The sequence below is a fragment of the Ramlibacter sp. GCM10027632 genome (genome assembly GCF_042675325.1).
GTDB lineage: Bacteria > Pseudomonadota > Gammaproteobacteria > Burkholderiales > Burkholderiaceae_C > Ramlibacter.
In genome coordinates this window covers 49,842-66,430 of record NZ_JBHTGW010000004.1, presented here as the reverse complement: position 1 = coordinate 66,430, position 16,589 = coordinate 49,842, and the positions used below count along the sequence as shown (strand labels likewise).

Annotated in this window: 12 protein-coding genes; 8 read left to right on the top strand and 4 right to left on the bottom strand. The window is 71.5% G+C overall.

The genetic code is table 11. The annotated features are described in order from the left end of the window. Positions 1-2 precede the first annotated feature (2 nt). The 3 genes from sdhD to ACFQZY_RS07755 all read right to left on the bottom strand — a co-directional run bounded on the left by sdhD (position 3) and on the right by ACFQZY_RS07755 (position 1,711). Positions 3-368 carry a succinate dehydrogenase, hydrophobic membrane anchor protein gene (gene sdhD, locus ACFQZY_RS07765; protein ID WP_377414701.1) on the bottom strand — a complete coding sequence of 122 codons (366 nt, stop codon included), beginning with the start codon at positions 366-368 and terminating at the stop codon, positions 3-5. Positions 369-390: 22 nt separating this feature from the next. Continuing rightward, positions 391-825 carry a succinate dehydrogenase, cytochrome b556 subunit gene (gene sdhC, locus ACFQZY_RS07760; RefSeq protein WP_377414699.1) on the bottom strand — a complete coding sequence of 145 codons (435 nt, stop codon included), beginning with the start codon at positions 823-825 and terminating at the stop codon, positions 391-393. Positions 826-925: 100 nt separating this feature from the next. After that, positions 926-1,711, bottom strand: coding sequence for a GntR family transcriptional regulator (locus ACFQZY_RS07755; RefSeq protein ID WP_377414696.1), 786 nt, complete (start codon positions 1,709-1,711; stop codon positions 926-928). Between the two features lie 165 nt (positions 1,712-1,876). Here ACFQZY_RS07755 and ACFQZY_RS07750 point away from each other — a divergent pair, with 165 nt between their 5' ends. The 8 genes from ACFQZY_RS07750 (at position 1,877) to ACFQZY_RS07715 (ending at position 16,142) form a co-directional block, all read left to right on the top strand. Then, complete coding sequence (locus tag ACFQZY_RS07750; RefSeq protein WP_377414693.1) at positions 1,877-2,863, top strand: malate dehydrogenase; 987 nt, start codon at positions 1,877-1,879, stop codon at positions 2,861-2,863. A gap of 14 nt (positions 2,864-2,877) precedes the next feature. Further along, positions 2,878-3,858, top strand: coding sequence for an HpcH/HpaI aldolase/citrate lyase family protein (locus ACFQZY_RS07745; protein ID WP_377414690.1), 981 nt, complete (start codon positions 2,878-2,880; stop codon positions 3,856-3,858). A gap of 2 nt (positions 3,859-3,860) precedes the next feature. Continuing rightward, a complete protein-coding gene (locus tag ACFQZY_RS07740) occupies positions 3,861-4,400 on the top strand; it encodes a hypothetical protein (protein WP_377414688.1) in 540 nt (179 codons plus the stop codon). 29 nt (positions 4,401-4,429) lie between these two features. Then, complete coding sequence (locus ACFQZY_RS07735) at positions 4,430-7,015, top strand: bifunctional aconitate hydratase 2/2-methylisocitrate dehydratase (protein ID WP_377414685.1); 2,586 nt, start codon at positions 4,430-4,432, stop codon at positions 7,013-7,015. A 379-nt stretch (positions 7,016-7,394) separates the two neighbouring features. Continuing rightward, positions 7,395-11,213: a CHASE domain-containing protein gene (locus tag ACFQZY_RS07730; RefSeq protein ID WP_377414683.1), complete on the top strand. Its 3,819-nt coding sequence runs from the start codon at positions 7,395-7,397 to the stop codon at positions 11,211-11,213. Positions 11,214-11,296: 83 nt separating this feature from the next. Then, positions 11,297-11,653 (top strand): DUF2946 domain-containing protein, encoded by a 357-nt coding sequence (locus ACFQZY_RS07725; protein ID WP_377414681.1) that lies wholly within the window; start codon positions 11,297-11,299, stop codon positions 11,651-11,653. 51 nt (positions 11,654-11,704) lie between these two features. After that, on the top strand, positions 11,705-14,038 hold the full coding sequence (locus ACFQZY_RS07720) for a TonB-dependent receptor (RefSeq protein WP_377414679.1): 2,334 nt from the start codon (positions 11,705-11,707) through the stop codon (positions 14,036-14,038). Between the two features lie 16 nt (positions 14,039-14,054). After that, the gene (locus tag ACFQZY_RS07715) at positions 14,055-16,142 is read left to right on the top strand and encodes a TonB-dependent receptor (protein WP_377414677.1); all 2,088 of its coding nucleotides are present in this window, start codon (positions 14,055-14,057) and stop codon (positions 16,140-16,142) included. Here ACFQZY_RS07715 and ACFQZY_RS07710 read toward each other — a convergent pair. Beyond that, positions 16,136-16,531: a DUF2306 domain-containing protein gene (locus ACFQZY_RS07710; protein WP_377414675.1), complete on the bottom strand. Its 396-nt coding sequence runs from the start codon at positions 16,529-16,531 to the stop codon at positions 16,136-16,138. The genes ACFQZY_RS07715 and ACFQZY_RS07710 overlap by 7 nt on opposite strands. Positions 16,532-16,589 lie beyond the last annotated feature (58 nt).

The window sequence follows — 16,589 nt, the reverse complement described above, 5'->3', positions numbered from 1 at the left end:
GATCACAGGCGCCACAGGACCTGGATGGCCCAGCCGGCACAGCCGACCAGCCAGACGATGGAGAAGATCTGCAGGGCCAGGCGGATGCCCAGCGGCTTGATGTAGTCCATGAGGACGTCACGCACGCCGACCCACACGTGGTACAGCAGGGCGACGATGACGGAGAAGGTCAGGACCTTCATCCACTGGGCGGCGAAGATGCCGGCCCACTTGTCGTAGCCGATCGGGCCGGCGGTGAACAGCACCTGGGCCAGCACGATCAGGGTGAAGAGGGCCATCACGACGCCGGTGACGCGCTGGGCCAGCCAGTCACGCAGGCCGTAGTGCGCGCCGGTGACGATGCGCTTGGAGCCGTAGTTCACGGACATGTTGGTTTGCTCCTGGAAATACTTAGTACAGGCCGAACAGCTTGGCGCCGAGGACCACGGTCAGGGCGACGCTCAGCACGAGGACGACCTTGGCCGAAGCGGCGCCGGACTTCTTGTCGACGGCGGCGTGGCTCAGGTCCATGCGGATGTGGCGCAGGCCGGCGATGAAGTGGTGCAGGTAGGACCAGATCAGGGACAGGGCCACGAGCTTGAGGAACCAGCCCGGGACAAAACCAAGGCCGCCCTCGAAGGCGGCCTTGAAGCGGGCGAACGAAATCTCGGAGGACACGGAGGTGTCGAACATCCAGATGATGAACGGCATGAGCACGAACATCAGGACGCCGCTGACGCGGTGCAGGATGGAGACGATGCCGGCGGCGGGCAGCCGGTAGGTCGGCAGGTCCGAGAGGGCATTGATGTTGCGGAATTCGGGCCGCTTCTTGGTGAGTTCTGTCATGGCGGGGGTGGGCTTTCTTGACAACCGTAAATTCTATTTCAACGCGACAGGCTGACGCGGAGCCTTCAGGCATGACCCGCGACAGTTCGCCGAGGTCTTTTCAATTCAGATCGTTGCGGTAGTGGTGCGTATCAGTGCGGTACAGGCCGCGGCGCAGCTCCATAGGAACATCGTTGTACGTAAAAGCCAGACGTTCTACCGACAGCAACGGGCTGCCCTTGTGGACTTGGAGCAACGCCGCCTGCTGCGCGTCGGCCGCGACGGCGCGGATCTTCTCCTCGGCGCGCAGCATGCGCACGCCGAATTCGAGCTCGAACATCGCGTAGGTGGGGCCGCGCCACTCGGCCAGGCGCTCGGCCGAGATGCCCTTGAACGCGGCGCCGGGCAGCCACAGGTCTTCCAGGATGGTCGGCGTGCCGCCGAAGGCCAGCACCCGGCGCACCTGCACCACCGCGTCGCCGGGGCGGATCGCCAGCGAGCGGGCGATGTCGGCGGTGGCGCGCACCCGCCGGCACTCCACGATGGTGCGCTCGGCCGGGCCCTCGCTGACCTGGTCGCCCGAGTCGGGCACCAGCTTGAGGAAGCGGTACTGCGCCTGGTGCTCGGCGTGGGTGGCCACGAAGGTGCCCTTGCCCTGGCGGCGCACCACCAGGTTGCCGGCGGCGAGCTCGTCGATCGCCTTGCGCACCGTGCCCTGGCTCACGCGGTAGCGCGCGGCCAGCTCCATCTCGCTGGGAATGGCCTCGCCCGGCTTCCACTCGCCGGCCTGCAGGCTTTGCAGGATCAGCCCCTTGATCTGCTGGTACAGGGGGCTGAAGGCGGGCGTGGCGCCGCCGTCCTGGGGCAGGGCGGCGGGGTCGGCCGGTTGGGAGGAGGTGGATGCCATGGACGGTGCGTGAACAGCGCAAATCATATCTTATATAAGACATAAGACAAATTGACCCTGCGGCGTTTTCGGCGCTACACTCGCCGGCTGTCGCAGGTGCGCGCGCGCCTGCGCCGGCGCCGCTTGCGCCGGCCCTGATTTCTTATCACTTCACCGGAGATTTCCATGAGCAAGAAACCCGTTCGCGTCGCCGTCACCGGCGCTGCCGGCCAAATCGGTTACGCCCTGCTGTTCCGCATCGCCTCCGGCGAGATGCTGGGCAAGGACCAGCCCGTCATCCTGCAACTGCTCGAAATCCCCGACGAGAAGGCCCAGAAGGCCCTGCGCGGCGTGATGATGGAGCTCGAGGACTGCGCCTTCCCGCTGCTGGCCGGCATGGAAGCCCACGCCGACCCGATGACCGCCTTCAAGGACACCGACTACGCCCTGCTGGTCGGCGCCCGTCCCCGCGGCCCCGGCATGGAGCGTGCCGACCTGCTGGCCGCCAACGCCCAGATCTTCACCGCCCAGGGCAAGGCCCTGAACGCCGTCGCCTCGCGCAACGTCAAGGTCCTGGTCGTGGGCAACCCCGCCAACACCAACGCCTACATCGCCATGAAGTCCGCGCCGGACCTGCCGCGCGAGAACTTCACCGCCATGCTGCGCCTGGACCACAACCGCGCCGCCTCGCAGATCGCCGCCAAAACCGGCGGCAAGGTCGGCGAGATCGAGAAGCTGACCGTGTGGGGCAACCACTCGCCCACCATGTACGCCGACTACCGCTTCGCCACCATCGGCGGCAAGTCCGTCAAGGACCTGATCAACGACCAGGTCTGGAACGCCGACGTGTTCCTGCCCACCGTGGGCAAGCGCGGCGCCGCCATCATCGAGGCGCGCGGCCTGTCCTCCGCCGCCTCCGCCGCCAACGCCGCCATCGACCACATGCGTGACTGGGCCCTGGGCTCCAACGGCCAGTGGGTCACCATGGGCGTGCCCTCCAACGGCGACTACGGCATCCCCAAGGACGTCATGTTCGGCTTCCCCGTCATCACCAAGGACGGCAAGTACGAGATCGTCAAGGGCCTGGAAATCGATGCCTTCAGCCAGGAACGCATCAACAAGACGCTGAAGGAACTGCAGGACGAGCAGGCCGGCGTCGCCCACCTGCTGTAAACCGCGTACCCGCAGTGCATCCGCGTAGCGTCCTCCTCGGCGCCCAGGCGCGTGCCGGCGTCCTGCCGGTCTGTGACCACTACAGCGGCGTCGAGGCGCGGATGCGGAAAAGCCTCCAGCTCCAGGCCGAGATGGCCGAGGAGTTCGGCGCCTGCGTCTTCGACGTCACGCTCGATTGCGAAGACGGCGCGCCGGTGGGAGGCGAGGCCGACCACGCCGCCCTGGTGACCGAGCTGGCCCTGGCCAGCGCACCGGGTGCGCGCGTCGCGGTCCGGGTCCACGCGGTGGACCATCCGGCCTTCGAGGCCGACATCGACCACATCGCCAGCCGGGCCGGCTCCCGCCTGTGCCACCTCATGATCCCGAAAGTGGAGTCGGTCGCCGACATCGAGCGCGCGGTGCGCGCCGTCGATGCCGCCGGCGCCACGTCGCTGCCCCTGCATGCGCTGGTGGAATCCCCCGCCGCGGTGCACCGCGCCTTCGACATCGCCGCGCACCCGCGCGTGCAGTCCATCAGCTTCGGCCTGATGGATTTCGTTTCCGCCCACGGCGGGGCCATCCCCGGCGAGGCCATGGGCGTCGCCGGCCAGTTCACGCACCCCCTGGTGCTGCGCGCCAAGATGGAGATCGCCTCCGCCTGCCACGCGCACGGCAAGGTGCCCTCCCACTGCGTGGTCACCGAGTTCAAGGACAAGGCCGCCTTCGCGCAGGCCGCGCGCCGCGCCTCGCGCGAGCTGGGCTACACCCGCATGTGGAGCATCCACCCGGACCAGATCCGCGTGCTGCTCGAGGTCTTCGCCCCCGGCGAGGACGAGATCGACACCGCCAGCCAGATCATCTCGGCCGCGGTGGCCGCCGACTGGGCACCGATCAGCCACGGTGGCAAACTCGAAGACCGGGCGAGCTACCGCTACCACTGGCAGGTGCTCGAGAAGGCGCACCAGACCGGACGCGCCCTGCCCGAATCCGTGAGGCAGTGGTTCCAGGAGCCGTGACCATGAAGGCCATCCTCGTGTTGCTCGCCGCCGCCATGCCCGCGCTGGCGATGGCCCAGTCCGCCGCCGCGCCCAAGGCGCCGGCACGGCCCGCGATCAAGCCTCCGGTCGCCGCCTCGCTGGCCCCCGGCGCGGTCAAGGCCGTCGAGGAGCGCACGCCCATCGAGGACGAGCCCACCCACGACCTCTCCCCGCTGGAGCTCGAAGTGGCACGCGCCGTGCATGTCGGCGAGATGCAATGCGAACTCGGCGGCAAGGTCACGGTCCGGGCGCTGAAGCGCGAAGGCTACTTCCTGGTGTCCACCAACAAGGGCCTGCGTTTCCGCATGCACCCGGCCGAGAGCCGCACCGGCGCGATCCGCCTGGAGGACCCCAAGCGCGGCGCGATGTGGCTGCAGCTCGGGAACAAGTCCATGCTCATGAGCCAGAAGCTGGGCCAGCGCCTGGCCGACGAGTGCCAGAGCCCCGAGCAGGTCACCTTCGCCCAGGCCCTGAAGACCAACCCGCCGCCCAGCCTGCTGGACCCGGCGCCGAAGAACTGACAACCCCTTTCAATCCCAACGGAGCAACCATGCTGCAAGCCTATCGTGACCACGTCGCCGAACGCGCCAAGCTCGGCATCCCGCCGCTGCCGCTGTCGGCCAAGCAGACCGCCGAACTGATCGAGCTGCTGAAGAACCCGCCCGCAGGCGAGGAGCAGGTCCTGGTCGACCTGATCACGCACCGCGTGCCGGCCGGCGTGGACGACGCCGCCAAGGTCAAGGCCTCCTACCTGGCCGCCGTGGCCCACGGCACCGAGAAGTGCGCCCTGATCTCCCGCGCCAAGGCCACCGAGCTGCTCGGCACCATGCTGGGCGGCTACAACATCAGCCCCCTGATCGACCTGCTGGACGACGCCGAAGTCGGCCAGGTGGCCGCCAACGGCCTGAAGAACACCCTGCTGATGTTCGACCAGTTCCATGACGTGCAGGAGAAGGCCGCCAAGGGCAACGCCAACGCCAAGGCCGTGATGCAGTCCTGGGCCGACGCCGAGTGGTTCACCAGCCGCCCCGAAGTGCCCAAGAGCCTGACCCTGACCGTGTTCAAGGTGACCGGCGAAACCAACACCGACGACCTGTCGCCCGCCCCGGACGCCTGGAGCCGCCCCGACATCCCGCTGCACGCCCTGGCGATGCTGAAGAACGCCCGCCCCGGCATCACCCCCGAGGAAGACGGCAAGCGCGGCCCGATCAAGTTCATCGAGGACCTGCGCGCCAAGGGCCACCTGGTGGCCTATGTCGGCGACGTGGTGGGCACCGGCTCCTCGCGCAAGTCGGCCACCAACAGCGTGCTGTGGTTCACCGGCCAGGACATCCCCTTCGTCCCGAACAAGAAGTTCGGCGGCGTCTGCCTGGGCTCCAAGATCGCCCCGATCTTCTACAACACCATGGAAGACGCCGGCGCGCTGCCCATCGAGCTCGACGTGAGCAAGATGGACATGGGCGACGTCATCGAGCTGCGCCCCTATGAAGGCAAGGCCCTGAAGAACGGCGAAGTCATCGCCGAGTTCACCGTCAAGTCCGAGGTCCTGTTCGACGAAGTGCGCGCCGGCGGCCGCATTCCGCTGATCATCGGCCGCGGCCTGACCGCCAAGGCGCGCGAGGCCCTGGGCCTGCCGCCCTCCACGCTGTTCCGCCTGCCCCAGGCCCCGAAGGACACGGGCAAGGGCTTCACGCTGGCCCAGAAGATGGTCGGCCGCGCCTGCGGCCTGCCGGAAGGCCAGGGCATCCGCCCGGGTACCTACTGCGAGCCGCGCATGACCTCCGTGGGTTCCCAGGACACCACCGGCCCGATGACCCGCGACGAGCTGAAGGACCTGGCCTGCCTGGGCTTCTCGGCCGACCTGGTGATGCAGTCCTTCTGCCACACCGCCGCCTACCCGAAGCCGGTGGACGTCAAGACGCACCACGAGCTGCCCGATTTCATCTCCACCCGCGGCGGCATCTCCCTGCGCCCCGGCGACGGCGTGATCCACTCCTGGCTGAACCGCTTCCTGCTGCCCGACACCGTGGGCACCGGCGGCGACTCGCACACCCGCTTCCCGATCGGCATCTCCTTCCCCGCCGGCTCCGGCCTGGTGGCCTTCGCCGCCGCCACGGGCGTGATGCCCCTGGACATGCCGGAGTCCGTGCTGGTGCGCTTCAAGGGCCAGATGCAGCCCGGCGTCACCCTGCGTGACCTGGTCAACGCCATCCCCCTGGCCGCGATCCAGCAGGGCCTGCTGACCGTGGAGAAGAAGGGCAAGAAGAACATCTTCTCCGGCCGCATCCTCGAGATCGAGGGCCTGCCGGACCTGAAGGTGGAACAGGCCTTCGAGCTCTCCGACGCCTCCGCCGAGCGCTCCGCCGCCGGCTGCACGGTGCACCTGAACAAGGAGCCGGTGATCGAGTACATCAACAGCAACATCACGCTGATGAAGTGGATGATCGCCAATGGCTACTCCGACGCCCGCACCCTGCAGCGCCGCATCGCCGCCCAGGAAGCCTGGCTGAAGGACCCGCAGCTGCTCAAGGGCGACGCCGACGCCGAGTACGCCGCCGTGATCGAGATCGACCTGAACACGATCACCGAGCCGATCGTGGCCTGCCCGAACGACCCGGACGACGTGAAGACCCTGTCCGACGTCGCCGGCGCCAAGATCGACGAAGTGTTCATCGGCTCGTGCATGACCAACATCGGCCACTTCCGCGCCGCTTCCAAGCTGCTCGAAGGCAAGCGCGACATCCCGGTCAAGCTGTGGGTCGCCCCGCCGACCAAGATGGACCAGCACCAGCTGACCGAGGAAGGCCACTACGGCGTGTTCGGCCAGGCTGGCGCCCGCACCGAAATGCCCGGCTGCTCGCTGTGCATGGGCAACCAGGCGCAGGTGCGCGAAGGCGCGACGGTGATGTCCACCTCCACCCGCAACTTCCCGAACCGCCTGGGCAAGAACACCAACGTGTACCTGGGCTCCGCCGAACTGGCCGCCATCTGCTCCAAGCTGGGTCGCATCCCGACCAAGCAGGAGTACCTGGAGGACATCGGCGTGATCAACGCCAACGGCGACAAGATCTACCAGTACATGAACTTCGACCAGATCGGCGAGTACAAGGAAGTGGCGGACAAGGTGGCGGCGTAAGCCTCATTCCTCCTTGCGAAGAAGCGGCCTGCGGGCCGCTTTTTTCATGGCGGCCGGCCACGGCGCAGTTGTCCCCGGCGCCTGTGGGCGAGGCTGTGGACAGGTTCATGAAGAACCCCTGGAAGCCGCGCCAGGCTTGGGTTTCCACGCGATGCCCAATTAATGGGCAGGTACTCGCTCCCCGTTCGGCATGTCGGTGCTCCAGACCCGCCTGCCGCGCACGCTGCGCCTGATTACGGGCGCTGCGGGCCCGCCGGCCCGCGCAGGGGCCGGCCGCATCGTCCACTTCAAGTTCCGGCGCGCCCTGCCGAAAGCACGGCCATGAGCCTGTGCGCCGTCCCCGTTCCCACCCGCCACTGGCGCCCCGGAGGTCCCTGACATGCCGACGCCGTCCGGGGAGGGGCCCGCCAGGCTCGCGCCCTCCATGCTCCTGCGGCGCGCCGTCGCCCGCCTCGGCGCGTGGGGCGTTCCCCTGATCCTGCTGCTCGGCGTCTCGCTGACGGCCTGGGTGGCCGTGGCCACCGAACGCGCCGCCCGCGTGCGCTCGGTCCAGACCTTCGAGGGCCACGTGGACCGGCTTGCGCACGAGATCGTCCGACGCATCGAGCGCGCGGAAAACGGCTTGCGCGGGCTCAGCGGCGCGGTGGCACTGCGCCCGGGGATGACCGCCGACGAGTTCCGCCGCGCCCTCGATCGTCGCAACCTGTGGCACGAGTTCCGAGGCATCCGCGGCTTCGGGCTGGTCGTGCGGGTGGAGCGTGACCGGCTGAAGGCCTTCGTCGACGCGCAGCACGCGGCGGGCCGGCCGGCCTTCCAGGTGAAATCCCGCGGCGCGCAGCCGGACCTGTACCTGGTGAAGTACATCGAGCCCCTGGCGGCCAACGAGGCCGCCCTGGGCTTCGACCTGGGCGCCGACCCGGTGCGCCGCACCACCATCGATCAGGCGCTGTCCAGCGGGCTGACCACGCTCACGCCCCGGGTCACGCTGCTGCAGGACCAGCAGGGCGGCCCGGGATGGGTGGCGCTGCTGCCGGTGCGGGAGGACAGCGCCGACGGCTCCGGGCGGCTGGTGGGCCTGCTGCACGCCGCCATCGTGGCCAGCGAGATCCTCGGCGACCTGCAGGCCTTCACCGACTTCATGCTCGATTACCGTCTCTACGACGGCCTGCCCGCCGAGGGGCGGCTGATGTCGGATTCGCAGGGCCTGGTCGACGCCGCGGTGCTCACGCGGGGCGAGGGTGGCTATGCCGGCCGCACGATGCAGGGCGAGCGTTCGTTCCGCGTCGGGGAGCGCCTCATGACGCTGCAGGCCGCGGCCAAGCCGCGCCTGCATCCCACCGTGCTGGGCCTGTCGCCAGGCACGGTGACGGTGGCCGTCGCCGGCACCGTCATCACGCTGGTGGTGGCGATGCTCGCCGGCCTGATTGCCCAGGGCCGGGCCCGGGCCCTGGCCCTGGCGCACCGCATGACCGCGGACCTCGAGCGCGCCTCTGTCGACCTGGCGCGCGGCAACGAGCGCCTGCACGCCGTGCTGGACAACCTGCCTTGCGGCCTGAGCGTGTTCGACAAGGACCTGCGCGTCGTCGCGCAGAACGCCTTCCTGCACCGGCTGCTGGGATTGCCGGAGGGCGAGGTGGTGCCGGACCTCGCCATCTCCACGCTCCTGTACCGCGTCGAGGCGGACGGCGAACCGGCGAATGCCGAGGCCTGGGTCCCGATCACCGAAGCGCACCGCTTCGAGCGCCAGCTGCCCGACGGACGCCTGCTGGAGATCCACGCCGGGCCGATGCCCGACGGCGGCTTCATCCTCACCTACGTGGACCACTCGGCGCGCCGCCAGGCCGAGGCCGCGCTGCGTGCCAGCGAGAACCTGATGCGGCTGGTCACCGACAGCATCCCCGGGCGCGTTGCGTACTGGGACAGTGCCGGCCGCTGCCGCTTTGCCAACTCCGAGTTCCTGGCCGGCCACGCGCACAAGGGGCTGCCCATGCCGGGCTGCCACTGGACCGAGCTGTATGGCGACTGCGCCGACCAGCCCGAGCGGCCGGACCGCATCCGCGCAGCCCTGGGCGGCGAGCGCCAGACCTTCGAGAGAACCGGGCCCGACCCTGGCGGCCCGGTGCGCACCCGCCAGGTCCACTACATCCCCGACGTGGCGGACGGGCGCGTCCAGGGCTTCTTCGCCATCGGCCTGGACGTCACCGAGATCCGCCAGGCCCGCGACGACGCGCTGCGCGCCAGCGAGGCCAAGAGCCGCTTCGTGGCCAACATGAGCCACGAGCTGCGCACCCCCATGAACGCGGTGCTGGGGATGCTGCAGCTGGTGCAGCACACCCCGCTGACGGGGCAGCAGGAGGACTACATCCGCAAGGCCGAGGGCGCGGCCCAGGCCCTGCTCAGCGTCCTCAATGACATCCTGGACTTCTCCAAGGTCGAGGCCGGCAAGATGACGCTGGACCCGCGCGCCTTCGAGGTCGACGCGCTGCTGCGGGACCTCTCGGTGATCCTGGCGACCGCGGTCGGGGCCAAGCCGGTCGACGTGCTGTTCGACCTGCACCCGCAGCTGCCGGCGCGCCTGGTAACCGACGACATGCGCCTGCGCCAGGTGCTGATCAACCTGGCCGGCAACGCGATCAAGTTCACCGAGCGGGGCTCGGTGGTGCTGTCCGTGGCGCCGGTGGCGCGGGACGGCAGCACGGTGTGCGTGGAGTTTTCGATCCGCGACACCGGCATCGGCATCGCGCCGCGCCAGCTGCAGCGGCTGTTCGAGGACTTCGGGCAGGCCGAGGCCTCGACCACGCGGCGGTTCGGCGGCACCGGCCTGGGCCTGGCGATCAGCCGGCGGCTGGTGGCCCTGCTGGGGGGCGAGCTGCGCGTGGAAAGCCGTGCCGGCGAGGGCAGCCGGTTCTTCTTCCGCCTGGACCTGCCGGCCGCGCCCGACGACGGCGCCGCGCCGCCGCCGCACCGCCGCGTGCTGGTGGCAGACCCGCGCGCCATCACCCGCGAGGCCCATGCCGCGATGCTGCGCGCGCTGGGCTGGGATGTGGTGGAGGCGGGCACTGCGGACGAGGCAATCGCGCGCGCGCTGGAAGGCGGCTGGCATGCCGTCTTCATCGACTGGCTCATGGACCGCGAGGTCGCCCTGGAGACCGCGCGCCGCATCGGCGACGCGCTGGGCGACGACGGCCCGCCGGTGATCGTGCTGGGGACGGCCGAGGTCCAGGAGCTGGTGGCCCAGCTCGAGCCGCAGCGGCGGCGGCACCTCGCGGCCTGCCTCACCCGGCCGGTGACGCCGCGGCTGCTGGCGCAGTGCGTCGATGCGCCGCGCGCGCCGCGCCAGGCCCCGGCGCAGCCGGACGACCTGCCCCTGGCGGGCCTGCGGCTGCTGGTGGCCGAGGACAACGAGAACAACCAGATGGTGGCCCGCGAGCTGCTCTCGCGGCAGGGGGCGCGCGTGGACATCGCGGTGGACGGCGTCGAGGCGGTGGAGAAGGTCCGCGCCGGCGGCTACGACCTGGTGCTGATGGACTGGCAGATGCCGCGCATGGACGGCCTGCAGGCGACGCGGGCCATCCGCCGCATCGAGGGCTTCGCCGACCTGCCGATCGTGGCCATGACGGCCAACGCCATGGAGTCCGACCGCCGCGAGTGCCTGGAGGCGGGCATGACCGACCATGTGGCCAAGCCCTTCGTGCTGCGCGAGCTGGTGGCGGTGCTGCGCGCCCATGCGCGCCCCGGGGTGCCGGCCGCGCCGCGGGGCGACCTGCCGGCCCCCGCGCCTGTGCCCGTGGCGAAGGCGCCGCAGGAGGCGCCTGGCTCGGCGGACATGCCGGCCGCGACCGAAGCGCGCGATGGGACGGCGCCCCGGGAGGCGCTCCTGGACCGGGCGGGCGCGGTCGAGAGCCTGGGCGGCATCGAGTCCCTCTACGACGAGCTGCTGCCGTTGTTCCGCGCCGAGGCCCCACGCACGCTGGCGATGCTGGTGGAGGCCTGCCGCAGCGGCGCGCAGCAGGACGCGGTGCGCCTGGCGCACACGCTCAAGGGCACGGCCGGCACCGTGGGCGCGCGGCACCTGGCCCGCGTCTGCAAGGAGACCGAGGACGTGATGGCACGCATGCATGCGCCCCAGGACGCCACCGTGGCCCTGCAGGCGCTGGGCGAGGCCATCGACCTGACGCTGGCGGCCATGCCTGCCTGAGCCGGGGAGGGCGCGCCCGGCGTCGCACGCGTGCGGGACAAGCGCGGCCTGGCCTGCGTACCCCCGGCATAATCCCGCCTCCCATGTTCTCCCGCCTGCGCGCTCGCCACCTCACCCTGCTCGTGTTGGCATGGTTCGTCGTGGCGCTGGGCGTGGCGGCGGCGGCGCCGTCGGTCCACCCGCCGCCGCTGGATTGGGTCTGCTCCGCCAGCGGCGATGGCCGTTGGGTCGTCCACGAGGAGGGCGATGCGGCTGCCGCCAAGGCGCACTCCGTTCAGTGTGCGCTGTGCCTGTCCGTGGCGGCGCCGCCGCCGACAGTCGCTGCGGCGCATGGCGTCGCACCGGCCGCGCCCGGCTTCCTTGCCTGGCGTGGCGACCGGCCGACCGGCCCGCGGGCCGGGGCGCCGCTGCCGCCACGCGGCCCGCCCACCCGCGCCTGATCCCGCCGTGCCGGCGCCTAGGCGCCGGCTCCTTGGAATCCAGGAGCCCCCATGCAGAAATTTTCCCTGGCCGCCGCCCTGGCTGCGGCCGGATGCCTCGCGCCGCACGCCCGCGCGCAGGCGAATGACGAGCCCGCCCGGTCCCTGGGCGTGGTCACCATCACCAGCGGCGCGCCCACCTCGCTGCCCACGCAGATTCCCGCCACCGTCGAGGGCATCACCCGCGCCCAGATCGAGCGTGACATCAACGCTACCGACAGCGGGGACGCGCTCAAGTACCTCCCCAGCCTGCTGGTGCGCAAGCGCTACGTCGGCGACTACAACCACGCCATCCTCTCCAGCCGCGCCTCCGGCACCGGCAACAGCGCGCGCTCGGCGGTGTATGCCGACGGCATCCTGCTGTCCAACTTCCTGGGCAACGGCGTCGGCGGGCTGTCCTTTCCCCCGCGCTGGGGCCTGGTGACGCCCGAGGAGATCGAGCGGGTCGACGTGATGTACGGCCCGTTCTCCGCCGCCTACCCCGGCAACTCGGTGGGCGCGGTCGTGGAGTACACCACCCGCATGCCCACGCGCTTCGAGGCGCATGGCAAGGCGGGCCTGAGCCGCCAGCCCTTCGAGTACGGCGGCACGCAGGCCGCCTACCGCAGCTGGCAGGCCAGCGCCTCGGCGGGCAGCCGCGCCGGCGACTGGGCCTGGTGGTTCAACCTGCACCGCACCGAGGCCGAGGGCCAGCCCCTGACCTTCGCCACGCGCCTGCTCGCCAGCGGCACGCCGGGCGGCACGGGCACCCCGGTGACCGGCGCGGTCCTCGGGCGCAACGGCGCCAACGCGCCCTGGTACCTCCTGGGGGCAGCCACGCAGTACACCTCGCGGCAGGACCATGCCAAGGCCAGGCTGGCCTACGACTTCAGCCCGACGCTGCGCGCCACCTACACGGTCGGCGCCTGGCAGAACGACGCCGAGGGGCGGCCGGCGTCCTGGCTGCGCGACGCCGCGGGCCGGCCGGTCACCAGCGGCCCCATCCACATCGACGGCCGCAGCTTCGCGCCCCTCTCGGGCGCCGACTTCCCGCTCACGCGCGAGTCCCTCACCCACGTGAGCCAGGGCCTGGCGCTCAAGCGCCACACCCAGGGCGAGTTCGACTGGGAGATGGCGGCCAGCCGCTACCGCTACGCGCGCGACCTCAAGCGCCAGAACGCGGCGAACAACCCGCTGCCCGCCGCCGAGGCGGGCGGCGCCGGCACGGTGGCCGACGGCAGCGGCACCGGCTGGACCACCCTGGCCGTCAAGGGCACCTGGCGGCCGGTGGGCGCGCAGGGCCGCCACGTGGTCGATGCCGGCCTGCAGCAGGACAGCTTCGCGCTCGACTACCGCACCCGCGGCACGGCGGGTTCGTGGATCGACGGCGAGCCCGGCCCGCTGGTGTCGGACACCGGCGGGCGCACCCGCCTGCGCAGTGCCTGGGCGCAGGACACCTGGGCCTTCGCGCCGCGCTGGAAGGCGGTGCTGGGCGGGCGCCTGGAGCAGTGGTCCGCCGAGGCGGGGCGCACGCGCATCCCGGGCGCGGTGCCCGCGGTGGATGCCGCCTGGCCCTCGCGCGAGGCGACCTTCTTCTCGCCCAAGGCGGCCGTCTCGTGGCAGTGGCAGCCCGGCACCGTGCTCAAGGCGGCCCTGGGCCGCGCGGTGCGCATGCCCACGGTGGCCGAACTCTATGGCGCGACGTCCACCGCCAACGCGCGCTACATCAACGACCCCGCGTTGCGCCCCGAGCGCTCGTGGACCGGCGAGCTGAGCGCCGAGAAGGACCTGGGCCAGGGCCTGCTGCGCGTGACCGGCTTCGCCGAGGACACGCGCGACGCGCTGTACTCGCAGGCGCTGTTCGACCCCGCGGCCAACCTCAACGTCACCCGCGTGCAGAACGTGGGGCGCATCGCCACGCGCGGCGTGGAGGCGGCCGCCACGGCCTGGGACGCCCTCGCGCGCGGCCTGGACCTCACCGCCAGCCTCACCTGGGCCGACTCGCGGATCCGCGAGAACGCCGGCTTCGTCGCGGTGCCGGGCGACACGCTCGGCAAGCGCCAGCCCAACATCCCGCGCTGGCGCGCCGCCGCCACCGCCAGCTACCGCTGGACGCCCGAGTGGACGACGACCCTGGCCGCCCGCTACAGCGGCACCCAGTACCGCACCCTGAACAACAGCGACGTGAATGGCTTCACCTACATGGGCGTGAGCCGCTTCCTGGTGCTGGACCTGCGCGTGCGCCACCAGCTGACGAAGACCACCGCGCTGGCCTTCGGCATCGACAACCTCACCGGCGAGCGGTACTGGAATTTCCATCCCTATCCGCAGCGCAGCCTGTTCGCCGAGATGAAGGTGGACCTTTGAAGGCGCGCCCGTGCGCATGAGGCCGGGTCGGCGCCTGCGGCCCGCGGTGGCGGTCGTGTTCGCGGCGGCCGCCGCCGGCGTGTCCGCGCAGGCCGGGCCCTCGTTGCCTGAGGTCACCATCCAGGGCCACTACGACACCGCGGTCGGCGCGTTCGACGCGGCCAGCGCCGGCGTCGCCACCGCCACGCTGATCGAGCGACGGCCGACACTGCGCCCCGCCGAGGTGCTGGAGTTCGTCCCCGGCCTGGTGGTGACGCAGCACTCCGGGGCCGGCAAGGCCAACCAGTATTTCCTGCGCGGCTTCAACCTGGACCACGGCACCGACTTCGCGACCTGGGTCGACGGCATGCCGGTGAACATGCCCTCGCATGCCCACGGCCAGGGCTACTCCGACCTGAACTGGCTGGTGCCGGAGCTGGTGGACCGCATCGGCTTCCGCAAGGGCCCCTACGACGCGCAGGACGGTGACTTCTCCTCCGCCGGCTCGGCCCGCCTGCAGCTGCGCGACACGCTGGCCCGCCCGGTGGCCGAGGTCACCGGGGGCACGTGGCGCCACGCGCGGGTCCTGCTGGCGCAGAGCCGCGCGCTCGGGCGCGGGCAGCTGCTGCATGCGCTCGAGGGCTCGCACGGCGACGGCCCATGGCAGCGGCCCGAGCAGGCCCGTCGCAGCAACGCGGTACTTCGCTACAGCGAGGCGGACGGACCGCAGCGCTGGTCGCTCACCGGCATGGGCTACCGCGCCGGCTGGTACGCCACCGACCAGGTGCCGCAGCGCGCGCTGGCCGCGGGCCGGGTGGACCGCTTCGGCACGCTCGACCCCACCGACGGCGGAACGACCGCGCGGTCCAGCCTGTCCTGGAACTGGCAGCGCCAGGTGCGCGACGGGCAGTGGCAGGCCTCCGCCTACACGATCCGCTCGCGCCTCGACCTGTACTCCAACTTCACCGGGTGGCTGCTGCACCCGGCCGACCTGCCCGGCGTCGATGCCGCAGGCGTGCGCGGCGACCAGTTCGCGCAGTCCGAGCGGCGCGCCGTCCTGGGCGGTGCGGTGAGCCGGCGCTGGGACACCGCGCCGGGCGGGCGCGACGGCACCACCACGCTGGGCCTGCAGGTGCGCCGGGACCGCATCGACCCGGTGGGCCTGCATGCCACCGAGGCGCGCGAACGGGTGGCCTTGATCCAGGAGAGCCGAGTGCGGCAGTCCTCCCTGGGCGTGCACCTGGCCAACGACACGCAATGGCTGCCGTGGTTGCGGGCGGTGGCCGGCGTGCGCGGTGACCGGTTCGATTTCGATGTGGCCAGCTCCCTGGCCGACAACAGCGGCCGCCGTGCGGCGTCCATCGTCTCGCCACGGCTGGCGCTGGTGCTCGGTCCGTGGTCGGCGACCGAGGTGTTCGTCAACGCGGGCACCGGCTTCCACAGCAACGACGCCCGCGGCACGGTGGCCCGCCTGGCGCCGCGCGAGCGGCTGCCCGTGGAGCCGGTCACGCCGCTGGTGCGCTCGCGCGGGGCCGAGCTGGGGCTGCGCACGCAGGTGCTGCGGGGGCTGCAAAGCTCGCTGGCGCTGTGGCAGCTGCGCCTGGCGTCCGAGCTGGTGTTCTCCGGCGATGCCGGTGACACCGCCCCCAGCCGCGCCAGCCGCCGGCGCGGCCTCGAGTGGGACATCCATTGGCGCGTCGTGCCATGGCTGCAGTGGGACCTGGCGATGGCGTGGTCCCGCGCGCGCTTCACGCAGCCCGACCCGGCGGGCGACGCGGTGCCCGGGGCGGCGGGGCGGGTGGCATCGCTGGGCGCCACGGTCAGCGGGCCGGGCGCGTGGTCCGGCCATGTGCAGCTGCGCCATGTCGGCCCGCGCCCATTGGTGGAGGACGGCTCGCAGCGGTCGTCGCCGTCCACGCTGGCCCAGGTCCGTGTCGCCTACCGCCTCACCCCGCAGACGCAGTTCCGGGTGGACGTGTTCAACCTGTTGAACCGCAAGGCCAGCGACGTCGAGTACTTCTACGCCTCCCGGCTCCGCGGCGAGGCGCCGGGTGGCGTGGAGGACCTGCACCTGCACCCGGTGGAGCCCCGCTCGGTGCGCGTGACGGTGTCGACGACCTATTGAAGCAGGCCCAGGCCCGAGAGGAGGGCCTGGCCGAGCCGGCGGTTCGGCAGCAGCGTGAACAGGCCGGTGACGACCAGGGCGGCGAAGTAGAGCGTGACCATCGTCCCCCGGTGGCGCGCCACCTGCCCCCGGTGCGCGAACACCAGGCCCGTGGCCAGCATCGCCAGCGTGAACACGGACAAGGCGTGGATCCAGCCGAAGCCGCGGTCGCGGATTCCGAAGGACAGGAGCGCGACGAGTGCCATCAGGACGACCCAGGTCCAGCCCAGGCGGCGGTGGCCCGCGGTGCCCTTGCGCCGCGCGAGCACGGCGCCACCGAGCAGCAGCGCCGCGGCGGCGGCCGAGGCATGGGCAATGATCAGCGGGGTCCACGCGGGGGAGGTTGTCATGGGTGGGGCCTGGGCGACGGTCGATGGCCGCTGGCGGGGCGAGGATCCTGCCTGGCGC

Coding starts and splice junctions, on each gene's coding strand:
- sdhD (WP_377414701.1), bottom strand. CDS start 368: ATGTCCGTGAACTACGGCTCCAAGCGCATCGTCACCGGCGCGCACTAC.
- ACFQZY_RS07710 (WP_377414675.1), bottom strand. CDS start 16,531: ATGACAACCTCCCCCGCGTGGACCCCGCTGATCATTGCCCATGCCTCG.
- ACFQZY_RS07715 (WP_377414677.1), top strand. CDS start 14,055: ATGAGGCCGGGTCGGCGCCTGCGGCCCGCGGTGGCGGTCGTGTTCGCG.
- sdhC (WP_377414699.1), bottom strand. CDS start 825: ATGACAGAACTCACCAAGAAGCGGCCCGAATTCCGCAACATCAATGCC.
- ACFQZY_RS07735 (WP_377414685.1), top strand. CDS start 4,430: ATGCTGCAAGCCTATCGTGACCACGTCGCCGAACGCGCCAAGCTCGGC.
- ACFQZY_RS07725 (WP_377414681.1), top strand. CDS start 11,297: ATGTTCTCCCGCCTGCGCGCTCGCCACCTCACCCTGCTCGTGTTGGCA.
- ACFQZY_RS07730 (WP_377414683.1), top strand. CDS start 7,395: ATGCCGACGCCGTCCGGGGAGGGGCCCGCCAGGCTCGCGCCCTCCATG.
- ACFQZY_RS07755 (WP_377414696.1), bottom strand. CDS start 1,711: ATGGCATCCACCTCCTCCCAACCGGCCGACCCCGCCGCCCTGCCCCAG.
- ACFQZY_RS07740 (WP_377414688.1), top strand. CDS start 3,861: ATGAAGGCCATCCTCGTGTTGCTCGCCGCCGCCATGCCCGCGCTGGCG.
- ACFQZY_RS07720 (WP_377414679.1), top strand. CDS start 11,705: ATGCAGAAATTTTCCCTGGCCGCCGCCCTGGCTGCGGCCGGATGCCTC.
- ACFQZY_RS07750 (WP_377414693.1), top strand. CDS start 1,877: ATGAGCAAGAAACCCGTTCGCGTCGCCGTCACCGGCGCTGCCGGCCAA.